Source organism: Clostridium muellerianum (assembly GCF_012926525.1).
Classification (GTDB): Bacteria; Bacillota; Clostridia; order Clostridiales; family Clostridiaceae; genus Clostridium_AM; species Clostridium_AM muellerianum.
The window spans coordinates 176,760-202,546 of record NZ_JABBNI010000067.1; the positions used below are offsets into that span (position 1 = coordinate 176,760).

Genomic DNA, 25,787 nt, shown 5'->3' on the forward strand with positions numbered 1-25,787 from the left:
GATTTTTCGTAGTGTAACGGAGAAAAATCCTCCTTCACTGTCCTTTGTCAATTGTCCTCTGTCCTCTAAAAAGAAGACTGCTTCGCAATATTTTTAAACTATGAAAATTGAGTTAAGTATTATGCAAAATTTAAATTTCATTATTCGGTGGTGATATATATGAATGAAAAGGAAGAAATACTTGAAATATTAAAGGAAGTTGAAAAAACTTTACAGGAAGTTTTTTTTAGCGGATTTAATTCACCAGGTGATTTTACTTTAAACGAATTTTCAAGGTTAAGTTTACTCATGGAAAGTTGTGGAATGAGCTATGGTGCAAAGAAGCTAAAAAGCATACATGATAAACTTTCAATCAAAAGGCACAGCTTTGATTTTGATTATGAAGAAACTGTGAGAAATTATTCAGAGTTAAATGAGTATTGTCTAATTTGTAGCAAAAAATTACATATGTTAAACCTAAAAGACAAAATAGCAAAGCTTTGATAATTGATAGTAGGTAAAATTTAAGTACGTTTTGAAGTGAACATTGTATTTTAAAAGACAGTTTTTAATTATTGCAGTGAAAGCTATATATGAAATGGAGATGACGTTTTATGAATATGAAAGAACACTTATTAAATAGAATAATGGATGCACTTGAAGAACTTAATGTATCTGAAAATGTTATAGATGAATTAGAAGATTACCTTGAAGATGCAGTGGATGAAAATGAATTTTTAAATATATTACCTGACATAAAATTTTATTCAATTTCAGATGACAACATTAAAAAAACTGTTCATGCACTTAGTTCCATAAAGAAATATAAGAATAATGACTATATGAGAAAGTATATAAATATGCTATTTAAAATGGGTGGTCCAAGTGCCAGCCTTATAGTAAATAGAGCTTATTATTGGTTTTCAGAATACAATGCAAAGGAATTTATAGCTGCAGGAATTGAAAAATATATAGTATTAATACTTTATATAGAACCTTTAACCTACAACTTTAATAGATTGGAAAGTAAAAATTTTAAAATAATATATGATATATGCAGTGAAAATCCTGAAGCTCTAGTTAAAGCAGCTGATTTAGTAAATGTAAATCAAAAAATGCTGTTTTATTCAATATATTGCAACTGTAAAATGGTAAAAAGAGATGATACACATAAGGAGCTTTTAAAAGCTGTAGAAGATGATTTTACAGATTCTATAGATAACCTTTATGAAAATAAGATGCCAGAGGAGTTAGTTAAGAAAATTCAAGACTTTATAAATAAAAATGATTATAAATTACTTGAAAGTATTATAGATAAGGTTAAAACATATAGATTCAATGATTATTTGTTTAAATTTTTAATAGGACTTTCAGCATTAAATGCAGATAAATCTTCAATTTTAAAGAAAATTTTTCAATTATTCACAAGGGTAGATTTTAGATTCTCTTTAAACTCAGCCTATAGCATTATGTCTGTAACAAGCTGTTATTCTAATACAGTAAATAATTTTGATACGATATTTGAAATACCTTCAAAATACCATATTGCGTGGTATGCAGAAAAGTTTTCAGAAAATGAAAATGCAGCAAAAGTGTTAAATGAAAAGCTTAAAAAAGATAAAAAGCCTTTTGAAGATGCCATAGATTTGTGTGAAGGTACTGCAAAAAATTATTTAATTTCATTTATGCTTGATGATGATAAAAAATTGGATTATATAAAAAGCCTTGAGAATAACTGTGTAAATGTATTTTCAAAAATTCTTAGAGAAGATAAGGTAGATGAAGGGAACATAAGTATAGTAGAATCATTTTTATATGGAACGAGTTCCTTTGAAGAAGTAAAAAATACTTTTTATTCAATAACCCATGAGGAAACATATTATTGGAGAGTAAATAATGAACTTATAGATCTACTTTCTATTTTGTGTAAGAAAATAGGAGATAATGTTGATATATATGAGCGTTCAATTGTAGTTTTATCTGCACTTAAATATCAAAGATATATTTTAAGACTTGCATCTATGTATGATAAACATAGTGGCAATTGTTACGGTAAAGAAAAATTTCAGAGCATATTTGATATTTTAAGGAAATATAATGTATCCGTAACTGCAAAAATGGAGCTTATTGATAAAATACTAAATAATTATGATTATGAAAATAGAATAGCAAGTGCAATGGCTGTTGTTTTAAAAGACATTGTAGTACAAGATGGGGATAAAGTTATACAAAATATAAAAAATGTTTCAGCAGATGTTAGATGTATATTTATAGAATATATATTTAAAATTAAGTCAGAGGACAACGTAAAAGCAATTTTTGATCAGTTTGGTGACAGTTCAAAAAAAGTTAAGGAAAAAATTATAGAACTGTTTACAAATGATTTAAATAATATTTCTTATATGGATAATATGCTAAGTAAGTTAAAGGCTCAAAAACAGGGTGAAAGAGAAGTTGCCATAAAAATATTGTCAAAATGGCATGACAAAAATATTAGCGAGGAAAGAAGGAAGCTTATTAAGGATTCTTTAAGTCATGCTTTAGAAGCTGAAAAAAGTCAAAAGATAAGAACTTTACTTATGGAAGTTTTAGGTATTGAACAAGAAGGTGAAGAAAAAGAATTAAAGGATGATGATTTGATTAAAAATTTATTAAAAGGCAACAAGAAAAAGTCACTTTCATGGCTTGAATTTGAATCATTGTCAAAGGTTAGATTAAAGGAAAACAATAATTATTGTGAAGAGGAATATTTAAAAGCTATTCTACTTTGTTATTCGGCATCTAGCAATATAGGAATAAGTGTAGATGGAGATAGATTTGCAGAAAAATTAAATGAATCTGATATGAAGTTATTTGCAAATGAAGTTTTTGATAGATGGTTTGAAAAAGGTGCTGAATCCAAAAAGAGATGGGTACTTGGATTTTCAGCAATTCACGGTGGAGATGAAATTGTTGTAAAATTAGAAAAGGATATAAATAACTGGGCTAAAAATTCAAGAGGGGCAATAGCCAGTGAAGCTGTAAAAGCTCTTGCTTTAAATGGAAGTTCTAGTGCACTTTTAATAGTTGATGGTATTTCAAGAAAGTTCAAGTATAAACAGGTAAAGAAGGCAGCCTCAGAAGCTCTTGATTTTGCTGCAGAGCAAATGGGAGTAGACAGAGAAGAACTTTCTGATAAGATTGTGCCAAATTTAGGCTTTGATATAAATGGTGAAAGAATATTTGATTATGGAAGTAGAAAATTTACTGTAAATCTTACACCTGATCTTTCTATTGAAGTATATGATGAAAATAAAAAGAAGCTTAAAAATTTACCTTCTCCGGGTAAAAGAGATGATGAAGAAAAGGCTAAAGAAGCACATAGTGAGTTTAAAACCTTTAAGAAGCAGTTAAAGACAACAGTTTCAATACAAACTACAAGAATGGATTTAGCACTTTCTAATGATAGAAAATGGACAAAGAGTGCATGGATGAACTTATTTGTTGAAAATCCAATTATGCATCAATTTGCCATAGGACTTATTTGGGGAACATATAAGGCTTCAAAGCTAGTAGATACATTTAGATATATGGAAGATGGAAGCTTTAATACCAAGGATGAAGATGAATTTGAAATGCTAGATGATTGCAGTATAGGACTTGTACATCCACTTGAGCTTAATGATGAAGATTTAGCACTTTGGAAGGAGCAGCTTGAAAATTATGAAATTGTACAACCTATAGAACAGCTCAATAGAAAGACATTTGCTTTAACAGAAAAAGAAAAGAGCATGAAGTATGTAGATAGATTTGGTGGAAAAATTGTAAATGGACTTTCACTTGCAGGTAAGCTAATGAGCTATGGATGGTATAGAGGATCAGTTCAAGATGCAGGTGGGTATTATGAATTGTATAAGGAAGACAAGAATTTAGGAATAGGGGTAGAATTGAGATTTGAAGGTTTATATGTGGGAGATGAAAATGAAGACACCACAATTTATATTTTAAGATTTTATAATGCAGGTACAGTGGATAGAGGAAGCTATATATATGATGAAATAAAAGAAGAACATTTACTTTCTTTAAGTAAGGTTCCAGAGAAGTATTTTAGTGAAACATTATATCAAGTTGATAATGCACTTTCATCAAGTACAACAGTAAATGAAAATTGGAGAAAAGAAATTAAGCTTGATTCAAATGGAGTTTATTAAATTCTAAGGAAAAGCTGGTAAAATGCAATTTAAGTATTTTGCCAGTTTCAACATTATAGAATACCTTGTTTAGAGATATACTTCTTCTTATTTAAGATTAAAAATTATGAGTATTAAAGTGGTATAAGATAAATGCTCAGTAATTTCATTTCTTAGTATTAAGAATTATATATAAATAAAAAAGATTATGAGGAGGTTTGGATGCAATGAATGACATAAAGTGTAGTAAGAAAAATTTTTTAATTAGGAAAGCTGTTAAAGAAGATGGAAAAGCATTAATAGAATATCTTAATATAATTGGGGGAGAATCAGATTTTCTGACTTTTGGAAAAGGTGAGTTTAATAGGACTGTTGAAGCGGAGGAAGAATTCATTGAAAATGCCTTAAATAAGAAAAATGCATTATTTATTATAGCTGAAATTGATGGCAAGGTAGTTGGAAATTTAAACTTTTCTGGAGGACCAAGAGAAAGGACTTCTCATGTTGGTGAATTTGGAGTAAGTGTTCTTAAAGAATATTGGGGAAATGGGATAGGACAAGAACTTATTAAATATCTAATTGACTGGAGTAAGAATTCAGGGATAATTAAGAAAATTAATTTAAGAGTTAGAAGTGATAATAAAGCAGGTATTGCATTATATAATAAGCTAGGATTTTTAGAAGAAGGAATATCAAAGAGGGATTTTTTCATAAATGGAGTTTTCTATGATTCTATAGCTATGGGACTTTTAATTGATTAAAATAGTATGAATTATAAAGTTTTGTGAAAAACTGAGATATCCTTAATTTCATATTAAAGTAGATATTTTAATAATATAAAAATTTATAGTGGGGGTGCCTCAAAATGGGTATAACGTATAACTAATTTTGAGATACCCCAGCTTTATTTTAAAACTTATAATTTTGTACTATATTTTCGAAATATAATTTTTAGTTATAAAGTGAAAAAGTAGATGACTTAAATGCATATTTATACATTTTTAGATAAATCTTTTTACTTCGTAAAACAAGTAAGTAAATTTAATAGGAAACTAATTAAGAAGATTAAATAAAAAACTGCATTGCTCATACTTATAATATTAAGATTTCTTAAAATAAATAAGAATACTAATACTATAAGAACAATTACTGATAATCTATCTATTATTTTGTGTTTTTTACTGAAAGTAGAAACCTTCTCAAGTTCATTTGCTTTTCTATAGCATAATACACATGATACTGTTGTAATAACAGCTAGTGGTACTGTAAGTAATAAAGCAATACCAAAAATTATTCTGTATATGTCTGGTATATAATTATATTTAGCAAGAAGTACTAAAACAAAAAATAAAGCGGAAAATAACAAAAGGGGGACTACCATTACCTTTATGCACTTATATTGGCTCATATATTTTTCTGATTCAGTGTTTATATCAGTATAAATTGGTTTTGTTCCTTCAGGAGCACTGAATATATGAATTACATTTAACATAGAACATACATGATGCCAACCTGCTTCTTTAAAATATGAAAAATATTCCTTATCTGCATTATTTCTATAATCCAAAGAATATTGCAATTTCTGAGGAGTACCTTTTTTAAGCTTATATCCTAAAAATCCAAATTTGCATAAAATCCAACCTTTACTAGCGTATTCGGATAACATTTGCATTTCTACATATTCTGCAAATCCTAGTCCTTTACTCATAACATATTTAGTATTAAACATATTTTATAACATCTCCTTATCATTAAATACCTTTTCGGCAATTTCAATCATTTTTCTTTTTCTTTCAATTTCATTTTTTAGAAATTCAATGCCTTTATCTGTAGCGATATAAATTTTTTTTTGATCTGATTCTTCTGTAAGTTTTATCAATTCTGCATCAAGAAGTTTTTTTATACTTGTATATAATGATGCAGGACCTATTGAAAATTTGCCTTCAGACATTTTTTCTACTGATTTCATAATTAAATAACCATGTTTAGGGTTTATTAAAGAAAGTAAAATGTAATAGTAAGCATCTGTGAGTTCACCCATTTTTAAAGAATCATTTCTAGCCACAACTATGTTCACCTCCTAATGTATATCATTAAATGATATACTGTTAAATAAATTATATCATTTAATGATATGCATGTCAATAAATGGTATGGCTTATTTACAATTTGATTTTTGGATAAAGGAGCAGAACTTGTTCCAGATGTTGTAGTTTACTGTGATAGAGGATATGTGTTTAAAAGAGGATTTTTAGGTGTACCACAACTAGTAGTTGAAGTTTTAAGTCCTAGTAATGCCGACGATGACACAGAAATAAAGAAAGGAGCTTATAGAAAACTTGGCGTTTTAGGAAGTATGCCTTTGCTTAGGTAATAATTACATTTGAAAATGTATAGAAAAGCTATGAAATTACAATATTTATTATAATTTCATAGCTTTTTATATTTCATAAGTATTGAATTTAATGATTTTTTATCTGAAAAAATTACATTAATTAACTTTAAACTTATTTATCTGGTTTTCTAATTGTTCTGCTAACATTTGAAGCTTGTTCGAATGCTTTGTGAACTCTTCCATAGTAGCCGTTATTTCTTCTGTAGAAGCAGTAACTTCTTCAGAAGCAGAGGCTGTTTGCTCAGATATAGATGAAATATTTTCAATTTCGGACACTGTAGATTGTTTTTTATTGTCCATATCAATAATGGATATTTTCACTTCATCAACTTTAGCAATCATTATTTCAATTGATTTTAGAATTTTATTAAATATTTCTTGAGTTTGATTTACTGCTGCATATTGTTCATTTACTGCAGCTTCAGTAGAATTAATAGCATTTACTGCTGTTTGTGATTTCTCTTGTATAGCAGCTATAATTTCTTTTATTTCTTCTGTTGAGCTTTGTGACTGTTCAGCAAGAGTTCTTATTTCTTCTGCTACTACAGCAAATCCTTTACCTGATTCACCAGCGCGTGCAGATTCTATACTTGCATTTAATGATAAAAGATTAGTTTGTGCTGTTATATCAGATATTGTTTCTGATATAATGTTTATTTGTCTAGCGCTTTCATTCATACCATGAATTATATCATTAACGGAGGTAGTAGCAGTTTTAGTTTTATTGGATTTTTCTATTAAGGTGTCTATCATAGAAAGTCCTTTTGACCCAAGGTCTTTAGTATCTTTTGAAATTTTGTCAATTTCGTCAGAGTTAGTACTTATTTTATCTAATTTATTTGATAAGTCATCCATCTCAGAGGCACCCTTTTGAGCATTTTGAGCTTGCTCAGTTGCGCCTAAAGAAACTTCCTCAATTGCTTTTGAAACTTCAGTTATAGAAGCTGTTACTTCTTCAGACATATTTGCAAGACTTGTTGATGTATCTAATACTGTTTCAGATGACTTGGCTACATTATTTATAAGCTCTAATATATTTTTCATCATCAAGTTAAATGATTCAGAAAGATCTTTAAATTCATCCTTTGTGGAAGCAGTTATAGAAGCTGTTAAATCTCCATTTGAAGCCTTAGCAAATACTTCTTTTAAATTTTTGATATTATTAGATATTCCTTTACTTAATAATAATGATAAAACTACTGAAGTTAATCCCATTATTAATATTATTAGTAAAGTTATTTGTAATATAGACATTGTATCCTTAGAAAGCTCACTTTCATCTAAAGCAGCTATTAACTTCCAGCCGGTTAATTCATTGGTTTCATATGCTCCAAACTTTTTCACACCATTATATGTATAATTAACAAATCCATTATTTTCTGATTTTGCTTTATTCCAAAAGGATAGGGTAGAAGCTGTAGTGGTGCCAATAAGTTCTTTTTTAGGATGGGCCAAAACAGTACCTGACATATCGGCAATAAACACATATCCTGTATTACCTATTTTTTGTGTGGAGACTTTTTGTGAAAGAGTACTTAGTGTACAATCCATTCCAATAACTCCAACTACTTGTCCATTTTTTTCTACTGTTTTTGCAAGGGTAACAATATTATTTCCAGTGGCAGCATCTTTATAAGGAGGAGTTACTATGACTTTTCCTTTGTTATTCAAAGCTTGCTTATACCAATCTCTTTTGGTTGCGTCATATCCGTCAGGCATTTTAGCATTAGGATATATTGTAAATTTGCCAGAAGAAGTTCCATAATATATTCCAAGTATGTCCTTGTCACTTTCTTTTACACTTTTTAATACATCTGATACAACCCCAGTATTAGTGTCAGTATCAATATTTGCAATAGCCGGATTACTTGCAGTAAGAGAAACTATGTCTGAGAATCCATTAAAATAATTATTAAGTCCATTGTTGATTTCTTTAAGTGATTGAGTACTTGTAAGAGATAATTTCTCATTAAGTATTGATTTTGACTTTATATAAGAAGCAAGGCCAGATATAATTAATGGGATTAAACAAATTGATATTAAGCTAATAATTAGTTTACTGCGAATGTTGTTTAGTTTTAAATTTTTAAAGTTCATCGTTAAATCTCCTTTATTAACTTATTAAGTTTGATTTGTTTTGGGCATAGTGGTGCATACTAAATTTATCTAAATACATAGTAATATAATAAAGTATAAATTGACAAAAATCAACATATTTCGATGATGTTTTTGAACTAAAATAAAACGACTGTAAAATATTCTAACGATTAAATAAAAAATGACGAAAATAAAAAACGTACATAGATTTAAATGTATACAAATCTAGTACGCTTCTAATTATATTACTATTTATCGGGTAGCTGCCATATGAAGGTTCTTTTGTTAACGCCGTTGCAAAGGAAATCTTTTAACTAAGATAGGGTTCTAGCAAATTGAACATAATCCATATCTCTAGCTAATATGTGTCCAGATATCCATTTCATGAAAAAGTTTAATATATTCATTAGGTATTCATCTTGATTTTCATCCATTTTTTTCAAGTCTTGATCTCTAAGTTTTTTAATAAATTCTTCATGCTGTACTTTATGACTGAGAAATTTTTTGTAACCTATATCCAATAGGTATTGTTCTTCTGTGGAAAAATGGTATTCGCAATAATCTAATAATTTATTTATTATTACTATTACTTTATCATATTTGTCCAAAATTAAATCATTTTTCAAAAGAGCATAAGATTCATTTGCAATTTTGAATAGTTCCTTATGCTGTTCATCAATAACTTCTATTTTTGTTTCATATTCTTCTTTCCATTCAAACATGTAGATGCCTCCTCAAAATTTATATATTCAACAATTTAATATTAATCATTTCCTATAATTTAATTATAACAGAATATAAAAATAAATCAATAATTATTATTAAGTAATTATTGATTTTGACAAAATTATCTTTTTATAAAAATGATTTCAATTTTGTAGGGAACCCTTATTGGAAAAAATTATATAAAAATAGATTTTAAAGTATTAAGAGATTTAGTAAATAAATCATAGTTATTTGATAAAGTACACTAAAAGGAAATCCAGGTAAAGCTACTTTTATTTATTGAGATTTACGATAAATATGTTTCATAAAAGTTTTTTTATTATTTGAATTTAGCATGATAACTTTCTAATACTTCATGGATTTTTTCAATGTAGGTTTCTACCATGTCATTTTTAAGCTTTTTATTAATCAAATATAAATAATTATTTATTGTATTTAAAGTTTTTTCTTCTGTATCTTTCAAATAATCATTAATAATTAGCCTATGATTATTTAGTTTAAAATCTTCTATTAAAGTTTGTTCTCCCTTAGAATTTATAAAAAGATAAAGAGAGTTTTTTACTGCTGCTTTTTCTTTATAAATAAGGTCTTTAGTGTATAAATTTTTTACAATTAAATTTGCTGTTGAAGGAGACCAAAAGGCTAGAGAACTTAATGCCCTAGATGTAACTCCAGGAAAAGCTTCAATTATCCATAAGGCTCTTAATTGAGGATAAGTTAAATTTAAATTTTTTAATAAAAGTCTATGATCATGTTCCATATGCAAAATAAATATTCTTAAAGTGTTATAAAAAAACACAAGCTTCTTTAATTTTTTAGTTTCATCTTCAGAAAAATCAGTGTAATCTACTTTTAAACTTAGAGAGTTAATTTTATTTACATATTGAAAAATATAATCCTTACCACATTTAATAACAATGTCTTTATAAAAATCTACAATATGATCAAGCTCTTTTTCAGAAAATAAATTCATTAAATCAAAGAGATGAAAATTCTTAGATTTATTTTGTTTATTTATATTAATATATTTTTCTCCTTCTTCAGTAACATTTAGTTTATAAACTTTCTTATTTACTGAATCTTCTTTTATAACTAATTTTTTGTCAACTAGAATTTTTAAAATATTAGTTACTGTAGGACATGTCCAATAACCTATAGTTGCAATCTTTCCTAGGGATATTCCAGGAAAGGCTTTTAATATCCATAAAATTCTTAGTTGAGGCAGCGTTATTCCAGTTTGTTCTACAACAGAACTATAATTATATTCTATATTTAAAAAGCAATACCTGGATAAATTATAGAATGTATGTATATCAAGTGATTTTTTGTTTTTCAATGTGAAGCCCTCCATAGTATAAGTTCAACATTTTCAGCTTGCTATTTCTAAAATATGCTGTGTTAAGTAAAAGTCAAATATATTGTATTTTCGACAATAAAGTGATATGATAGATTTCGTGTCGCATTCTAATATTCGAATACTAACTATATTAAAAAATTTGGCATAATTAAATTTTAATACAAAAAATAAAAAAGTACATAGTTATTTTAATATTCGAGTGCTAATTATAGTAAAAAAGGAGTGAAAAGTATTTTGTTATCAACATTTTTTTGTAATGGTGTTATGAACGATCCAATTTCTATATTTTTTGCAATTATAATTTTTGTAGTTTTTGCACCTATTTTTATATATTCAATAGGTTATACTGCGGAATATAAGGGTAAGTATTCAGTTAAATATAATTTTATGTTAATGCTTTTATTTGCAGCATCAATGTTATGTGTAGTACTAGCACGAGATAGCATTACTTTTATTGTATTTTGGGAAGTTATGAGTGCTGTGTCATTTTTTCTTGTTGTTTATGAGTATAAAAATAAGGAAAATATAAGGTCAGGAATAATGTATTTTATAATGACACATATTAGCGGGTTATTCCTAATGATCATGTTTGCATTTCTATATAAATATACAGGCAGTATAAGTTTTGATAAATTTTATCAGTTGTCAAATGATTTTACAATAAGTCAAAAATATATAATTTTTACTTTTGCTATTTTAGGATTTGGTGCAAAAGCAGGACTTATACCACTTCACATTTGGCTGCCCAAAGCTCATCCTAGTGCACCATCTAATGCTTCAGCTCTTATGTCAGGGGTTATGCTTAAGGTTGCTATTTATGGATTAATAAGAGTAACTTTTACATTTATTAAAGTACTTCCTTTAAAAGCAGCTCTTTTATTAGTACTTTTAGGAGCAGTAACTGCAATTTTTTCAGTATTGAATGCATTAGTTCAAAAAGATATTAAAAAACTGCTGGCTTATTCCAGTGCTGAAAATATAGGAATAATAATTTCAACTTTAGGACTTTCTTTAGTATTTTACAATTTGAATTTAAATTCCTTTGCCAATCTAACTTTAATTGCAGCTTTATTTCATATATTCAATCATGCTATTTTTAAAAGTCTGCTTTTTGCTAGTGCAGGTAGTGTTTTATATTCTACAGGAACAAAGAATATGAACGAGTTAGGAGGACTTTATAAGAAAATGAAATTTGCAGCTATATGTGCTTTTATTGGTACTGCAGCTATTTCAGCAATTCCTCCTTTAAATGGCTTTGCAAGTGAAATTTTAATATTTAAGTGCTTTATAATTGGAACTGCTTCAATTAAAGGTACGTGGACTGCATTAATCATTATAGGTTGTGGAATTATTATAGCGCTAACTAGTGGAGTTACCTTATATGCATCTGTTAAGAGCTTTGGAATAACTTATCTTGGAGCACCAAGAAGTGAAAAAGCAATAAATGCACATAAAATTCCATTATCAATGAATATTGGGCTTGGAATTCTAGCTTTACTATGTATAGTTTCAGGAGTATTTTCACTTTTTATAATTAATTTAATATCAAAGGTTTCAAATTCAATTTTAAATACAAACTTACCTTTGATGAATAGTGAAATAAATAATGAAATAATGATCGTATCCAGTATTTTTGTAATTATAACAGCTACTTTAGCCTTAATATCAAGAATGTTAAATAACAAAGAAACTACAGTAATAAAAGAAACTTGGGGATGCGGCTTTAATAATGTAAAGTCTAATATGCAATATAGTGCAAATGGACTAAGTCAGCCTTCAACAAGAATCTTTGGAAAAATAGTTGGATATGAAAAAGAAGTGAAAAATGGTTATTCAATATTATTAAAGGACAAGGTACTAGATAACATAGAGAAATACATTTACGGATTAGTAGTTAAGGTCGTTTATTATATATCATTACGTGTTAGCAAAATTCATTTTGGAAAGATACAAGTATATGTGTCATATATTTTTGTTTCACTGTTAGTTACAGTTTTACTTGTTAACATGTTTATATGATGACAGCATTCATTGATTTAAGGAGGTAAAAATCTTGAAGTACATAGCAATTAATTTTTTACAAAGTATACTTCTTATTATAGTAACTCCTCTTTTTATGGGTATTCTTAAAAAATTCAAGGCTATTTTAAGAGGATATAAGGGAAGTAGTATTTTTCAAGTATATTATGATTACCAAAAGTTGTTTAGCAAAGGAAGGATAAGGAGCAGTCACAGTAGTTTTATAACACAAATAGGACCTATATTAAGTTTAGGAGCTAGCATAACTGCTGTTTTTATGATTCCTACTTTTTTCAGCAGTGGAGAAACATACTTAGGAAGTTTGTTTCTTATTATTTTTATGATGTCTATTGTAAAATTTTTAAATACATTAATAGGATTAGATTGTGCCAGTACCTTTGGAGGAATGGGGACAAGCAGGGAGCTTTTCTTGTCAATGCTTGCAGAGCCAGTAATGTTTCTTACTATTATGTTTTTATATTTTGAAAATAAATCCTTTAATATTTTCACCATATCCTTTAATAATAGTTCAGGAGCTTTTTATAGTATAGGACATATTTTAGCTGCAATTTCATTTTTTATATTGTTACTCACGGAAAATGCAAGACTCCCTATAGATAACCCAGAAACTCATTTAGAACTTACTATGATACATGAAGCAATGATATTAGATTTATCAGGGACGGATTTAGCTTTTGTAGAAATGGCTTCACAAATTAAGCTCATGATATTTTTAACCATTTTTATAAATCTTTTTATGCCCTTTGGAGCAGCAACAACACTAGGTGCGGTTACTATATTGAAGGCTAGTGTAATTTTCTTTATAAAGATTTTAGTTATTTTATTTGGTATTTCTATTATTGAAATTTCAATGACAAAATCAAGATTGTTTAGAGTGCCAGAACTTTTATCAGCAGCATTAGCTATTGCTATTGCAGCTATATCTTTAAACTATTTTTTATAATTAATTATTAAGTGATTTAGCATAAGCTTTGAACAAGGTATAGAAAGGAGAATAAAAAATGTTACAGCTTTTACTTGCTATTGTGATATTATCTGGGATTTTAATATGCGGACTTAGAAGAGTTAAGCTCTTAGTATTAAGCTTTGCATTCCAATCCCTTGCCATAACTTTTATATGTATTATTTTAGGATACAATACAAAAGAAGTTCATTACTACATAATGGGACTTTTAACCTTAATAATAAAGGTAATTATAATACCTTATATAATAAACAAATCTACTAGATATTTAAAAGTAAAAAGAGAATTAGATTTGATTATAAATGCAGTTAATTCCTTTGTACTTTCAGGTTTCTTTATAATAATTGTTTTTGCTTTCTTTAGAAATTATGATAATACTTATTTAAAAACAGCAGTGTTTCTGGCACTTGTTGGTGGAACCCTTATGATAGGTAGAAAAAAAGCAATTACTCAAATGATAGGTTTTTTAACTATAGAGAATGGGATTATTTTATTTGAAATGTCAGTAGTAAAGCTTTCACTTATTTTAGAAGCTTGGATGGCCCTAGAGGTTTTAATTCTTGCTCTTCTTATGGGAATAATGATATTTAATATTAATAAAACCTTTGACACTATAAATACAGACTACCTTTCAAATTTAAAAGAATAGAGGTGAGAAAATGATATTATCTATATGTGCAACTGTATTTGCAGTAGTTATTTTATTAAACATACTTCTTAAAAGTACTAAAGCAATATCTATTTTAACAATTTTAAATATGATTATGTTTGTAGCAGTTTCCATAATATTTTATAGAAATCTTAAATTACAAGATTCACTTAATTTTTGTAATAATTTAATATACATAGATAATTTAAATATAATTCAGTTAATTTTAATAAGTACTATATCACTAGTTGCAGCAGTATATTCTCATAAATATATAGGAGAAGAAATACATAGTGGTTCAATAAGTATTAATTTTGCTAAAATTTATTATTTCTTATTTAATTTGTTTGTATTATCAATGATTGCAGTTGCAATAAGCAACAACATAATATTAATGTGGATAAGCCTTGAAGCAACCACTCTTTCCACAGCATTTTTAATTGGTTTTAATAGACATAAGCTTTCATTAGAAGCTGCATGGAAATATATTATTATTTGTTCTATTGGTATAGTACTAGGTTTGATAGGAATAATTTTATTTATTTATTCATCTGGAGATCCTTCTAATAGGGTTTTAAATTGGACATACCTTGTTAAAAACTATTCTGTACTAAATAAGAGTATAGTTAAATTTGGTTTTTGTTTCATTTTTGTAGGTATAGCCACAAAAGCTGGACTTGCTCCAATGCATACATGGCTTCCAGATGCTCACAGTGAAGCGCCATCTCCAATTAGTGCTATGATGTCTGGAGTGCTTTTAAATCTTGCACTTTATGTAGTTTTAAGATTTTATATAATAGTTAAACTCATAAGTGGACTAGAAAAAATGAAATACTTATTTATAGTATTTGGATTGATATCTTTGATTATATCAGCCTTCAGTATATTGAATCAAAAAAACTATAAAAGGTTATTGGCTTTTTCTTCTGTAGAAAATATGGGAATTATTACATTAGGTTTTGGTATAGGCGGACCGATTGCTTTGTACGGTTCAATGCTTCATTCTATTATACATGCATATGGAAAGTCACTGTTATTTTTGATATCAGGCAATATACTAAGTGTTTATAAAACAAAACGTATAGATAGGGTAAATAATTTAATAAAAACAATGCCTATAAATTCAGTGCTTTTGATTTGCGGGGTTCTTGTTATAACAGGTATACCACCATTTCCATCATTTTTTAGTGAATATAATATACTTGCTGCATCAATAAAAAATGGTCATTATCTTGTATGTGGCACTTACGCTTTATGCCTTCTTATAGTTTTTGCAGGTTTTTTAAAAGTTTTTATTAATATGATATTTAGCGATGATAAGGACTTTAATACAAGAAGTGAAAAGGATAAGGAAAATATAATTCCATTAATTATTATATTTTTTATAATAATTATTCTAAGTTTCTTCTCTAGATACGAAATAGCTTCATTAATTAATAAAGCTGTTTTAATTATTAATCCTATGCAGTAACAAGTTTATTAATAGAAGGATGTGAAAATAGTGAACATTGACTTATTTAAAGAAGAATTAAGCAATCTTAAATATAATAGTGAGATTAAAAATAAAAATGAGATTTATGTAGACGTTGGAATTTCCCATGTTAAATCGTTAATTAGCTTATTTTTAGTAAAATATAAATTGAAATTTATTGCGCAATTTTGCGTTGATAACAGTAATGAAGAAAATTTCCAAAATGATTTTATGATTAACATTATACTTTCTAATAGTAAGAAAAGGTATTTTGTAATAGTACGATACAAGACCCAAGAAGAAATTAAAACTTTCCAGGATATTTTGTTTCAAAGTCATTTATTTGAAAGAGAAATGTGCGACTTATTTGGTTTGAAAATAAAAGATGGTATAGATACTAGGAAAATTGTTAAACATGAAAAATGGCCTGAGGATGTATATCCTTTAAGAAAAAGTTTCCCATATGGTGCTAAATTAGAAGAAAAAAATGAAATTTCACCTTATAAATGTAAGGAAGCTTTTGGAGATGGAGCATATCAAATATCTGTAGGACCTGTGCATGCAGGTATAATTGAACCAGGACATTTTAGATTTAGTGTTATAGGTGAAGCTATTGAGAATCTAGAACTCAGGCTTAATTATAAGCATAGGGGAATAGAAAAGATTTGTGAAAATGTAGATGCAAATAAGCTTAATCTTGTATTTGAAAGAATGGCATGTGAATCCTCTGCAGCTTATGCTGAAAGTTATGCTCTTTTAGTTGAAAAGTTGTTATCTTATGATACACCTCAAGAAATAAAAGCATTAAGAGTAGTGCTTTTGGAATTAGAAAGAATATATAATTTCTTAGGTGATATATCTGGTATATGTGTGGATATTGGATTTAGCTATCCTGCTAAAAGGTTTGGAGCCTTTGGAGAACAAATTCACAAGCTTTGCGAAAGAATAACTGGAAGCAGGTTTATGAGAAATGTTATTATTCCCTGTGGTATAAATATAGATTTTACAAAGGAAGATATTGAAGATATTAAAAATACTTTAAATGGTATGAAAAAGAGAATGGATAAGATTATAGAAATCACATTGGATTCTGTTTCTTTTTTAGATAGAGTTGAAAATACTGGGATAGTACGTAATAAAACTGCTAAAAAGCTTTATATGACTGGTATCATCGGAAGAGCTTCTGGAATTAATTATGATGTTAGAAAGAGCTTCCCATATGAAATATATGGGATTCTAAAAAAGAATAATAATACCCTTGAAATTGGCGGGGTTTTTGAAAGGTACAAGTTAAAAATTAGAGAAATTTATGATGCTTATAATTTTATTTTTGATTCATTAGATCTTATAAATAAAGACATTTTAAAAACTAAAACTGAATTTAAGTTAATAGAGGAAACAGAAGCACTTGCTGCTGTGGAAACAGTAAAGGGTGAACTTATTGTGTATGGTAAGGTTGGTAAAGGTAATAAATTCAATAGAATTTATTTTAAAACACCTTCTGTTACTAACTGGAATGGTTTAACCTATGCAGTGCTTGGAGAAATAGTACCAGATTTTCCTTTGTGTAATAAGAGTTTTAATATGTCTTATTCCGAAAATGATAAGTAGGTGATGAAATGAAGTTTTTATTAGATAGAATAAAAAATGGAAAAGATACAGTTAAAAATCCTCTTAAGGATAATCCATATAGCTATGGAAGAATAGAAGTTTGTAAAGATAATTGTACAGACTGCGGTAAATGTGTACAGGAGTGTTTGGTTGATGCTATTTCCATTAAAAAAAATACTGAACATAACAAAGTTAATATAGATAAAGCATTTGATATAGAATTAGATTTTAAAAAATGCATTTATTGTAATAATTGTGTTGATGCATGTCCATCTAAAGTATTAAAGAGCAGTAATGATTATAAAATGGCAAGCATTGAGATATTAGGACAAGAAGTTAAAGAAAAAATATACAGCAAATTTAAAAGATCCTTGGTTTTAAGATCTGTTGATACAGGGTCTTGTAATGGATGTATGATGGAAGTTGCTAATACACAAAATACCTACTATGATTTATCAAGATATGGTGTTAAGTTTGCAGCATCTCCAAGACATGCGGATGGAATAGTGGTTACAGGCCCTGTTACTTTAAACATGAAGGAAGCATTAATAAAAACTTATGATGCTATTTCAGATCCTAAGATTGTTATAGCAGTAGGCAGCTGTGCTTACAGTGGAGGTATATTTAAGGATGGATACAGCGTTTGTGAAGATTTAAATGAAATATTGAAAGTTAATGTAGTTATACCAGGCTGTCCACCATCTCCACAGGCAATACTCTATGGAATGCTTAAAATTATGAATAAGGCATCTGAAAGAAAATAACAAGTTCAATATGCGACGGATATTTTTTGTAAGACAAGTTCCGCAGATAGTTATTCTATCTAAGGGTTCTGTGGACTCAGTATTACAAAAAATAGACTAGCATATGGACTTGTTATTTTTTTGAAGATGCCTAAATTAGATGAAGAGTAAATAATACAAAGTTAACAAAAATTATAATTTTGCTATTGACTTAAAGTGCACTTTAAGTGATATTATTTTGTTATTGGGAGACAGGATAGTATAAATGATCATTTAAGGCAACATAAGGAAAGTGGGAGGAATTTTGGATTGGAATTAGAAATAAGCGAAGTATCAAAGATAACTAAATTGAAAGCACATACTCTTAGGTATTATGAGGATATTGGATTAATTAGAGGTATAAAGAGAAATTCTGCAGGAAAAAGAGTTTACAGCGAACAGGATTTAAAATGGCTTGAGGTAATAAACAGGCTTAGGGCAACAGGAATGAATATAGCTAAAATGAAAGAATATGCAAACTTAAGGCATATGGGAGATGAAACTATTACAGAAAGAAAAAATATTATGAAAGAGCATTTAAAATTTATAGAACAGCAAATTGAAAAATTGCTAGAAGTAAAGGATTATGTTGAAAGAAAAGTTAAAATTTATAGTGAGATGGAGGAAAAAATTAATGAAAGAAGAGACTAGATTAGAAAGAGGATATAGAAAATTACAAGAAATTGATGGAAAAGCAGGTGAAGAGGTAAAAAATAGTTTAAATGATATATCGCCTGATTTAGTAAAATATATGATTGAATATTCCTTTGGAGACATATATTCAAGAGATGGATTGGATTTAAAATCAAAGGAAATTGCTGTTGTTGCATCATTAACAGCACTTGGAAATGCAGAGCCTCAATTAAAGGTTCATATAAATGGAGCACTAAATGTTGGATGTACTATCAATGATATAAAAGAAATAATACTTCAAATGTCAGCATATTCTGGTTTTCCAACATCTATAAATGCTATGAATGCATTAAAGGATGTTCTAAGTGAACGTGAAAAACAAGGAATAAAAGATTCTATAGGGGAAGAGGCAACAAACAAGATTTCTCCTGAGGATAGGTATGAGGTTGGTGTTAAAGAACTTTTAGAATTAGATAGTAATCAACTGCAGCGTCTTGAAGAAGCCTATAATAGCTTTTCGCCAGATTTAGTTAAGTTTATAGTATATGGACAGGCAGATATAATGTCAAGAAACAATTTAGATAAAAAAACTAGGGAAATTGCTACAATTGCAGCACTAACTGCGTTAGGCAATGCTAAGCCTCAATTGAAATTTCATGTTAATGCAGGTCTTAATATAGGATTAACCGATGATGATATAAAAGAAATAATGCTTTTAATGACAATTTATGCTGGTTTTCCATCTGCCATAAATGGAACAAATATTTTAAAAGAAGTGTTAGATGAAAGAAAAAACTAGGTGTGATTTTTCACATCTAGCTTTTGGTTTTATTAGGAATTTAAAACTTTTATTTTCCGTTTTTTTAATTTCTCTATAACTCAAATATTTTGTATAAACAGACTAGACTTTATACCTATTTTTCAGATATATGTAACAGGAATTAATAAAAAATAAAGGGACATAATAGAAAATGTAATTAAGTTAACTTTTGAAGTTTAAAAAAGTTGTACTGCAATTTGCTTATTATATAAATTTTAAATTTTGTATGTGCTAAAGACAATTAACTAATATGTAGGAGGATAATATAATGAAAAAAATAGATGAAGCAATTGATAGAATTAAGACACTTGAATGTGCAACAGGGAATTTAGAAAATAGAATTGTGGGAATATTAGAGGAGTATGGGGTTACAGATAGAAGTAAAATAGATGTAAATAGAAATAATAATTTTGATACAGAAGAAGCACAAGGATATAAAGTAAAAATAGAAGGTGAACCTGGGTCCTTTGTGGTGCTAGCTAAATCTGGATATGATGATTATGTAGCAGAGGTTGTAGATGTTTACAAAAAATCATAAATAATTTGTATAATTTAATATAAATCCATATTATTACAACCTAATACTTGATTTTGTATTGTATTAAGTATATCATTTATATTATAGGTACTTTCATAAAAATAGTGATATCTTCGGATCATTATTTTTATAAAAGTACCTATAATATTTAAAAGTGGAGGATTAGTAAAATGAAAAAAAGAAATATGCTAATCATTCTTTGTATGATAGTTATAGCGGTGTCAGGAATAGTGATGATGATATATAAAAACAGTTCTTCTTATATTAGTTCAGATAGCTATTTATCAAGCAGAAATGAAGATGAAAGAACTTTTCAGTATAATCACAATGAAAAAAATACTAATGATGGCGCCAGTTTTGATTTTACTGGATTTACAGGTAAATGGTCTTTAATTGGATTTAATTCTGATAAAGGTAATAAAATAACTATAATTGATAATACAAAAATTAATAAAGGTAATTTTTATGTGGTAGTTTTAGATTCAGATTATAATATCATATCTAAAAAAAGTGAAACAGAAGATAAGGGTAATATGAATTTTGCTACACCTAAAAATGGAAAGTACATGATTAGAATTGTTGGAAAAGATGCTAGTGGCAATTTTAATTTAAAAATAAATGCTTCAAATAATATAAATATTTTACACAAAGATTTTTTTGCAGATTAATTATTTATATTGTTAAATAATCATACTTAGAAAAAACAAATGAAAGGGAGTATTTTATATGCCAGTTATATCATTGGAAATAGGTAAATTAACAAAGGAACAAAAGAAAGAAATTATTAAAAATATTACAGAAACTACAGCAGAAATTACAAAAATTCCAAAGGAGTCATTTACTGTTGTGATTCATGAACTTGATGATGAGAACATTGGTATTGGTGGAAAGGATATTGGAGAAATAAAAAGAGCTTATAATAGATAAACGATTAGACATCTTCAAAAAAATAACAAGTTCATATGCCAGTCTATTTTTTGTAATACTGTGTTGACAGAAACCTTAGATAGATTAAGTTTCTGCGGAACCTGTTTCCTTGTCTTACAAAAAATATTCGTCTCATATTGGATTTGTTATTTTCTTTCAGACGCCTTAATTTTAATATGCTAATAAAAACTAACAAGGATTTAATTTCCTATGTTAGTTTTTATTTTTTGTGTTTTAAATACTTAGTTTAAATGGAACAAGTTATATGGTAGAATTACATAAAAAGAACCTGTCTGAGTAAATGTCACTGGTTTTGGTATTTTATTACATATGATAGAGCGATAATAGTAGGAAATATTAGTATCAATGAATTTTATTTAGTGAGAGTGCTACAATAGGTAGCATCATATAAAAGTTACTTTTTAACCTATTAAAATTAAGGAGGCGAAGAATTTGAATAAAAGAGCAATAACAATGATTATGGGTATTTTTGCGGCAGGGTTATTAACAAGTACTGTAAATGCACAGTCTGTAGACACAAGGTTAGCTGGACAAACTCGTTATGATACATGTAAAGCAATTTCAACAAGTGGTTGGAGTTCAGCAGAAAACGTCATTGTAGCAAATGGGGAAAATTATCCAGATGCACTAGGCGCATCTGCTTTGTCATATAAATATAAAGCACCTATATTATTAGTTCAAGGAAATTCCATGCATGATAATCCCGTATTAGTAAGTGAACTAAATAGGTTAAAACCTAAAAATATAATAATATTAGGTGGAAAAGGTGTTGTTTCTATCAATATTGAAAATTCACTTAAAAAAAGCGGTTACAATTTAAAAAGATTAGCAGGAGAGGATAGATATTCAACAGCTGTAAATATAGCAAAGGAATTAGGAGATGTAGATGAAATTTTTATAGCTAATGGAGATGATTTTTCAGGTTCTTTATCTGCAGCACCTATATCAGCTAAGAATAATATTCCAGTAATATTGGTTTCTAAAAATGAAGTTCCCGATGTAGTACAAGCTTATCTTAAAGGACATAACATAAAAACTACATATGTATTAGGAGATGAAACTTTAATATCAGAAGAAGTAGCGAATAAATTTCCAGGTGTTAAAAGAATATCGGGAAAGGCACCTTATTCTTTGAATGAAAATATAATAGATAATTTTAAAGCAAATATAAATTTTAATACAATATATATAACATCTGGAGAAGGCTTTGCGGATGCATTAAGTGCTGTTGGACTAGCAGTAAGGAATAGTAGTCCCATAATATTTGCAGGAAACAGTAGTAATAACAATATAAATAGATTATTGCAGGAAGAAGTAGTTGAAAATAAAGTTATATTAGGTGGAGAAGGTATACTGCCTATAGAAAAAGTTAATAGTTTATTTCAACAATTAGTAGTAGAAGATAAAGACAAAGGTGATGCTACTGATGCACCTAATAGAAGGCAGTTTCTAATTGGTGATGCAGAGAAAGATGGTACTTTTGCTAAACTAAATGGTAATTGGCAGTATACAAGCAAAGAAGCAAAAAGTAAGAATATAGAAACTATTACTATTAAAGTATGGGACTACGTAGATAAAAAGGATAAAAGTAAGGGTAAAAAAACTGTAGTAAAGACTATTGAAGTAAATAAAAAGTTATCATTAGTCGTAAAACAAATTTTTGATGAAATATATGCTCTTCCTGAGCAGTTTCCAATAGATGATGTAGGTGGATTTAGGGATTCAGATCCATGCATTAATCATCCAGCTGGTGCTGCTATTGATATAAACCCAGATGAAAATTATTATATTCAATTAGATAAGGATGGAAAAGTAAAATCCCAGGTTGGAAATTATTATAAGCCAGGTGAAGATCCATACTCCATTACACCAGAAGTGGTTAAAATATTTCAGAAGTATGGATGGGATTGGGGAGGAAATTTTACAAATCCAAAGGATTATATGCATTTTAGTTATCTAGGTGGTTAAGTTTGAATGTGTGTAAGTTATATATTGCCCTTGAATTATTTAGAATTAGAGGATAAAATAGTGTTATAAATAGTTTGTAAAACTTTAATTATGAAGTTGGTAATTAATATATTAAGTAACTTATAAAAACATAACAAAGGAGTTTATTAGAGATGAAAAATGTAGATGACGAAAATTTAATTTTAAGTATTAGCTATATGTTACCTTGTATTAGCGAATTATTCAATAATGAAGTACGCTTTATGCTTACTGATAGAGAAAAGATAATTAAAATTACTAAATTTGGAGTTGGTGATGGTGGTAATTATGGTGAAGGTGATAATATACCTCATGATATTCCAGCTTATTTATGTATGCAGCAGGGAAAGACAGTGGCAAAGGACTTACCTAAGGAATATTTTGGTATGGCTATAAAAGCAGTAGCATCTCCAATAAGGAATAAAGATGGACAAATTATAGGTAGCATTGCCATAGGAAAAAGAAATTGGGGAGAAGATATTAAGGAACACTCTAAGACTTTTGTACAATCTTTCTCAGAAATTTCTAAAGTTATTGATAACGTAGCATCTGGAATACAAAGTGTAGCTAAAAACAGTAATGATATATTACAAGAAATAAATGCTACAAATGAAGACATGAAGAAAACAGATGAAATTATAGGTTTTGTTCAAAATGTATCAAAGCAAACTAACTTGTTAGGACTTAATGCAGCAATAGAATCAGCAAGAGCTGGAGAAATGGGAAAAGGTTTTAGTGTTGTTGCTAATGAAATAAGAAAATTATCAAATTCAAGTAGTGAATCTATAGGTGAAATAAACAATGTTCTGACTAAATTAAAAACTTCAATTGAAAATGTTACAACTAGCATTTCTGAAAACAATAGTGCTTTTGAAACTCAAGCTGCCAGTGTTGAAGAAATTAACAGCAGTATAAGTGAGCTTAGTAATACAGCTCAAATAATACAAAAAATAGGGGAGAAGCTTTAGTAATATTGTAATGGATATTAAAAATAAATCAGTTTAATATAAACAAGGTTAAATCAAATTTGATTTTTCTTACATATATTTATTATGAGTAATTGATAATGCAATAGTAAAAAAGAGCAGGAAAACATTGTTTAAAGTTTTCCTGCTTTAATTATCTATTTAGGAAGGTTATATAACATACTTAACAAATCAAAGTATTTATTTTCAAGGGCCTGACGATTTTCTGTCATTTGAACTACATTAAGGTGATCTACGGATTTTATCAATCCAATATAATTCCAGATGCCTTTTTGTATTGAGCCGTTGTACTGAACTATTTTATCACTTGATCCTACTTTAGGTGAAATTGCAGATACAACACTTACTATACCATCATTTTTCCACCAGGTGCTGTCTATAGGCACTTCTCCTGACCTATTATTTGTATAAGCACCCATAAAAATTGAGCTTTTCAGCAAAATTGGATTCATATTTGTGTCTGGAAACTGGAAATGAGTCAATGGATCTTCATGAGTATCTGAGCATGCTAGTGAAAGATAATATACATCATTTTGAGCCTTTACCCATGTGTTTAATTCACGAGCTCCTTCAGGAGATAAATCCCACACACTTAAATCATTAGTTTTTCCCCATATATTACTCTTCATTACTCTATGAAAATAATCTTTATAAGATTCATTTTTATTTCTTTTAAGTCCCCATTGATCTAATTGAAAATCTAAACCTATATTATCAATAGTAATTCCACCATTTTGTGCGGCAAGTGCTGCGACAGATTGGTGAACTAGAGGTTCTAAAGCATACTTTTCATGTGATTCTTGGCTTCCATCATGTGGAGTTGCAATAGTCGTAACACTATGGACCCATGATTTATTACCAGTAAATAGAGGACTTATATTTTCCTTTGGAGTAGAATTTATCTCTTCAGCACTTCCGTTTTCAAGTAATTGCACTAATGTTCTTATAGTTTGCCCTCCCATACTATGACCTATTAGATGAATCTTTTGAATTTCATTTGAATTAGACAAAGTACCCCAAGCAGGATATACTCCTGGATAAGTTCTACCATATCTTGCATGACCATTTTTATTTGAATGTCCTTTTCCATAATCTACTGTACCGCCTTTTATATAGGCGTATAATTCACAGGCTCTATCCCAGTTACTTGATACTGGACCAATTGTTGGCGTATAAACTTCATAACCTTTATCAATTAGTTTTTGTCTTAAACTTTCAGATCCTCCCCAATAATTTTTTCCCATAAGTTCATCATTTCCCCAACCAAAAAGGCCATGAACCATAATTACTGGATAGTTATTAGTTAAATGTATATCACTAGTTGATTTTGGATTAGCAGCAGTACTAGTTGATGCAAAGGTTGTATTAGGAATGAAAAAGAGGAATGAGAAAACCAATAGCAATACAAGAACCTTATTATAAACATATTTTTTCAAGATATCACTCCTATAAATTTTTATTAGCTATCTAATATATAATATATTAAAGATAATTACAAAAAATGTTAATTTGTGAATAAATTAAATCAATTTAATTTATTTAATGAAAGCAAATAGATCAATGAAAATATTGTGCTGCATGAAATTTTGTTAGATAATTGTGAAAAGTTTAGAAATTATTTATAGGATTTAATTAT

23 protein-coding genes are annotated in these 25,787 nt (G+C 28.1%); 17 read left to right on the forward strand and 6 right to left on the reverse strand.

What is annotated here, in order from left to right; genetic code table 11:
* The first annotated feature begins 159 nt into the window (after window positions 1–159).
* The 3 genes from HBE96_RS25670 (at window position 160) to HBE96_RS25680 (ending at window position 4,909) form a co-directional block, all read left to right on the forward strand.
* The gene (locus tag HBE96_RS25670; protein ID WP_169300551.1) at window positions 160–483 is read left to right on the forward strand and encodes a hypothetical protein; all 324 of its coding nucleotides are present in this window, start codon (window positions 160–162) and stop codon (window positions 481–483) included.
* 110 nt (window positions 484–593) lie between these two features.
* On the forward strand, window positions 594–4,169 hold the full coding sequence (locus HBE96_RS25675; RefSeq protein WP_169300552.1) for a DUF4132 domain-containing protein: 3,576 nt from the start codon (window positions 594–596) through the stop codon (window positions 4,167–4,169).
* Window positions 4,170–4,375: 206 nt separating this feature from the next.
* Entirely contained in the window at window positions 4,376–4,909 is a 534-nt protein-coding gene (locus HBE96_RS25680; RefSeq protein ID WP_169300553.1) for a GNAT family N-acetyltransferase, read from the forward strand.
* Window positions 4,910–5,163: 254 nt separating this feature from the next.
* Here the strand turns inward: HBE96_RS25680 and HBE96_RS25685 are convergent, their stop codons facing one another.
* Window positions 5,164–5,877, reverse strand: a complete 714-nt coding sequence (locus HBE96_RS25685; protein ID WP_169300554.1) for a DUF2812 domain-containing protein — start codon at window positions 5,875–5,877, stop codon at window positions 5,164–5,166.
* Between the two features lie 3 nt (window positions 5,878–5,880).
* Window positions 5,881–6,213, reverse strand: a complete 333-nt coding sequence (locus HBE96_RS25690) for a helix-turn-helix transcriptional regulator (protein WP_169300555.1) — start codon at window positions 6,211–6,213, stop codon at window positions 5,881–5,883.
* Between the two features lie 111 nt (window positions 6,214–6,324).
* On the opposite strand from HBE96_RS25690, the gene HBE96_RS25695 reads away from it, so the two are divergent.
* The gene (locus HBE96_RS25695) at window positions 6,325–6,522 is read left to right on the forward strand and encodes a Uma2 family endonuclease (RefSeq protein WP_169300556.1); all 198 of its coding nucleotides are present in this window, start codon (window positions 6,325–6,327) and stop codon (window positions 6,520–6,522) included.
* Window positions 6,523–6,639: 117 nt separating this feature from the next.
* Here the strand turns inward: HBE96_RS25695 and HBE96_RS25700 are convergent, their stop codons facing one another.
* From HBE96_RS25700 to HBE96_RS25710, 3 genes are all read right to left on the reverse strand, one after another.
* Window positions 6,640–8,640: a methyl-accepting chemotaxis protein gene (locus tag HBE96_RS25700; protein WP_169300557.1), complete on the reverse strand. Its 2,001-nt coding sequence runs from the start codon at window positions 8,638–8,640 to the stop codon at window positions 6,640–6,642.
* A 314-nt stretch (window positions 8,641–8,954) separates the two neighbouring features.
* A complete protein-coding gene (locus HBE96_RS25705; RefSeq protein WP_169300558.1) occupies window positions 8,955–9,362 on the reverse strand; it encodes a bacteriohemerythrin in 408 nt (135 codons plus the stop codon).
* A gap of 323 nt (window positions 9,363–9,685) precedes the next feature.
* On the reverse strand, window positions 9,686–10,702 hold the full coding sequence (locus tag HBE96_RS25710; RefSeq protein ID WP_169300559.1) for a MarR family transcriptional regulator: 1,017 nt from the start codon (window positions 10,700–10,702) through the stop codon (window positions 9,686–9,688).
* Window positions 10,703–10,957: 255 nt separating this feature from the next.
* Here HBE96_RS25710 and HBE96_RS25715 point away from each other — a divergent pair, with 255 nt between their 5' ends.
* The 13 genes from HBE96_RS25715 to HBE96_RS25775 all read left to right on the forward strand — a co-directional run bounded on the left by HBE96_RS25715 (window position 10,958) and on the right by HBE96_RS25775 (window position 24,133).
* Window positions 10,958–12,742, forward strand: coding sequence for a proton-conducting transporter transmembrane domain-containing protein (locus HBE96_RS25715; protein WP_169300560.1), 1,785 nt, complete (start codon window positions 10,958–10,960; stop codon window positions 12,740–12,742).
* A gap of 34 nt (window positions 12,743–12,776) precedes the next feature.
* A complete protein-coding gene (locus HBE96_RS25720) occupies window positions 12,777–13,706 on the forward strand; it encodes a respiratory chain complex I subunit 1 family protein (RefSeq protein WP_169300561.1) in 930 nt (309 codons plus the stop codon).
* Between the two features lie 58 nt (window positions 13,707–13,764).
* Window positions 13,765–14,376, forward strand: a complete 612-nt coding sequence (locus HBE96_RS25725; RefSeq protein WP_169300562.1) for a hydrogenase — start codon at window positions 13,765–13,767, stop codon at window positions 14,374–14,376.
* 10 nt (window positions 14,377–14,386) lie between these two features.
* Window positions 14,387–15,847, forward strand: a complete 1,461-nt coding sequence (locus HBE96_RS25730) for a proton-conducting transporter transmembrane domain-containing protein (protein WP_169300563.1) — start codon at window positions 14,387–14,389, stop codon at window positions 15,845–15,847.
* A 30-nt stretch (window positions 15,848–15,877) separates the two neighbouring features.
* Window positions 15,878–17,458 carry an NADH-quinone oxidoreductase subunit D-related protein gene (locus tag HBE96_RS25735; RefSeq protein WP_169300564.1) on the forward strand — a complete coding sequence of 527 codons (1,581 nt, stop codon included), beginning with the start codon at window positions 15,878–15,880 and terminating at the stop codon, window positions 17,456–17,458.
* Between the two features lie 8 nt (window positions 17,459–17,466).
* Window positions 17,467–18,222 (forward strand): NADH-quinone oxidoreductase subunit NuoB, encoded by a 756-nt coding sequence (gene nuoB, locus HBE96_RS25740; RefSeq protein WP_169300565.1) that lies wholly within the window; start codon window positions 17,467–17,469, stop codon window positions 18,220–18,222.
* 288 nt (window positions 18,223–18,510) lie between these two features.
* On the forward strand, window positions 18,511–18,891 hold the full coding sequence (locus HBE96_RS25745; RefSeq protein ID WP_169300566.1) for a MerR family transcriptional regulator: 381 nt from the start codon (window positions 18,511–18,513) through the stop codon (window positions 18,889–18,891).
* A complete protein-coding gene (locus tag HBE96_RS25750; RefSeq protein ID WP_169300567.1) occupies window positions 18,875–19,672 on the forward strand; it encodes a carboxymuconolactone decarboxylase family protein in 798 nt (265 codons plus the stop codon). The genes HBE96_RS25745 and HBE96_RS25750 overlap by 17 nt, the downstream gene beginning before the upstream one ends.
* Before the next feature lie 289 nt (window positions 19,673–19,961).
* A complete protein-coding gene (locus HBE96_RS25755) occupies window positions 19,962–20,231 on the forward strand; it encodes a hypothetical protein (RefSeq protein ID WP_169300568.1) in 270 nt (89 codons plus the stop codon).
* 170 nt (window positions 20,232–20,401) lie between these two features.
* Window positions 20,402–20,899, forward strand: coding sequence for a hypothetical protein (locus tag HBE96_RS25760; protein ID WP_169300569.1), 498 nt, complete (start codon window positions 20,402–20,404; stop codon window positions 20,897–20,899).
* 58 nt (window positions 20,900–20,957) lie between these two features.
* Window positions 20,958–21,158, forward strand: a complete 201-nt coding sequence (dmpI, locus tag HBE96_RS25765) for a 4-oxalocrotonate tautomerase DmpI (protein WP_169300570.1) — start codon at window positions 20,958–20,960, stop codon at window positions 21,156–21,158.
* 453 nt (window positions 21,159–21,611) lie between these two features.
* The gene (locus tag HBE96_RS25770) at window positions 21,612–23,147 is read left to right on the forward strand and encodes a cell wall-binding repeat-containing protein (RefSeq protein ID WP_169300571.1); all 1,536 of its coding nucleotides are present in this window, start codon (window positions 21,612–21,614) and stop codon (window positions 23,145–23,147) included.
* 152 nt (window positions 23,148–23,299) lie between these two features.
* Window positions 23,300–24,133 carry a methyl-accepting chemotaxis protein gene (locus HBE96_RS25775; protein WP_169300572.1) on the forward strand — a complete coding sequence of 278 codons (834 nt, stop codon included), beginning with the start codon at window positions 23,300–23,302 and terminating at the stop codon, window positions 24,131–24,133.
* A 155-nt stretch (window positions 24,134–24,288) separates the two neighbouring features.
* Here the strand turns inward: HBE96_RS25775 and HBE96_RS25780 are convergent, their stop codons facing one another.
* Window positions 24,289–25,587, reverse strand: coding sequence for an esterase/lipase family protein (locus tag HBE96_RS25780; protein ID WP_169300573.1), 1,299 nt, complete (start codon window positions 25,585–25,587; stop codon window positions 24,289–24,291).
* Between the last annotated feature and the right edge of the window lie 200 nt (window positions 25,588–25,787).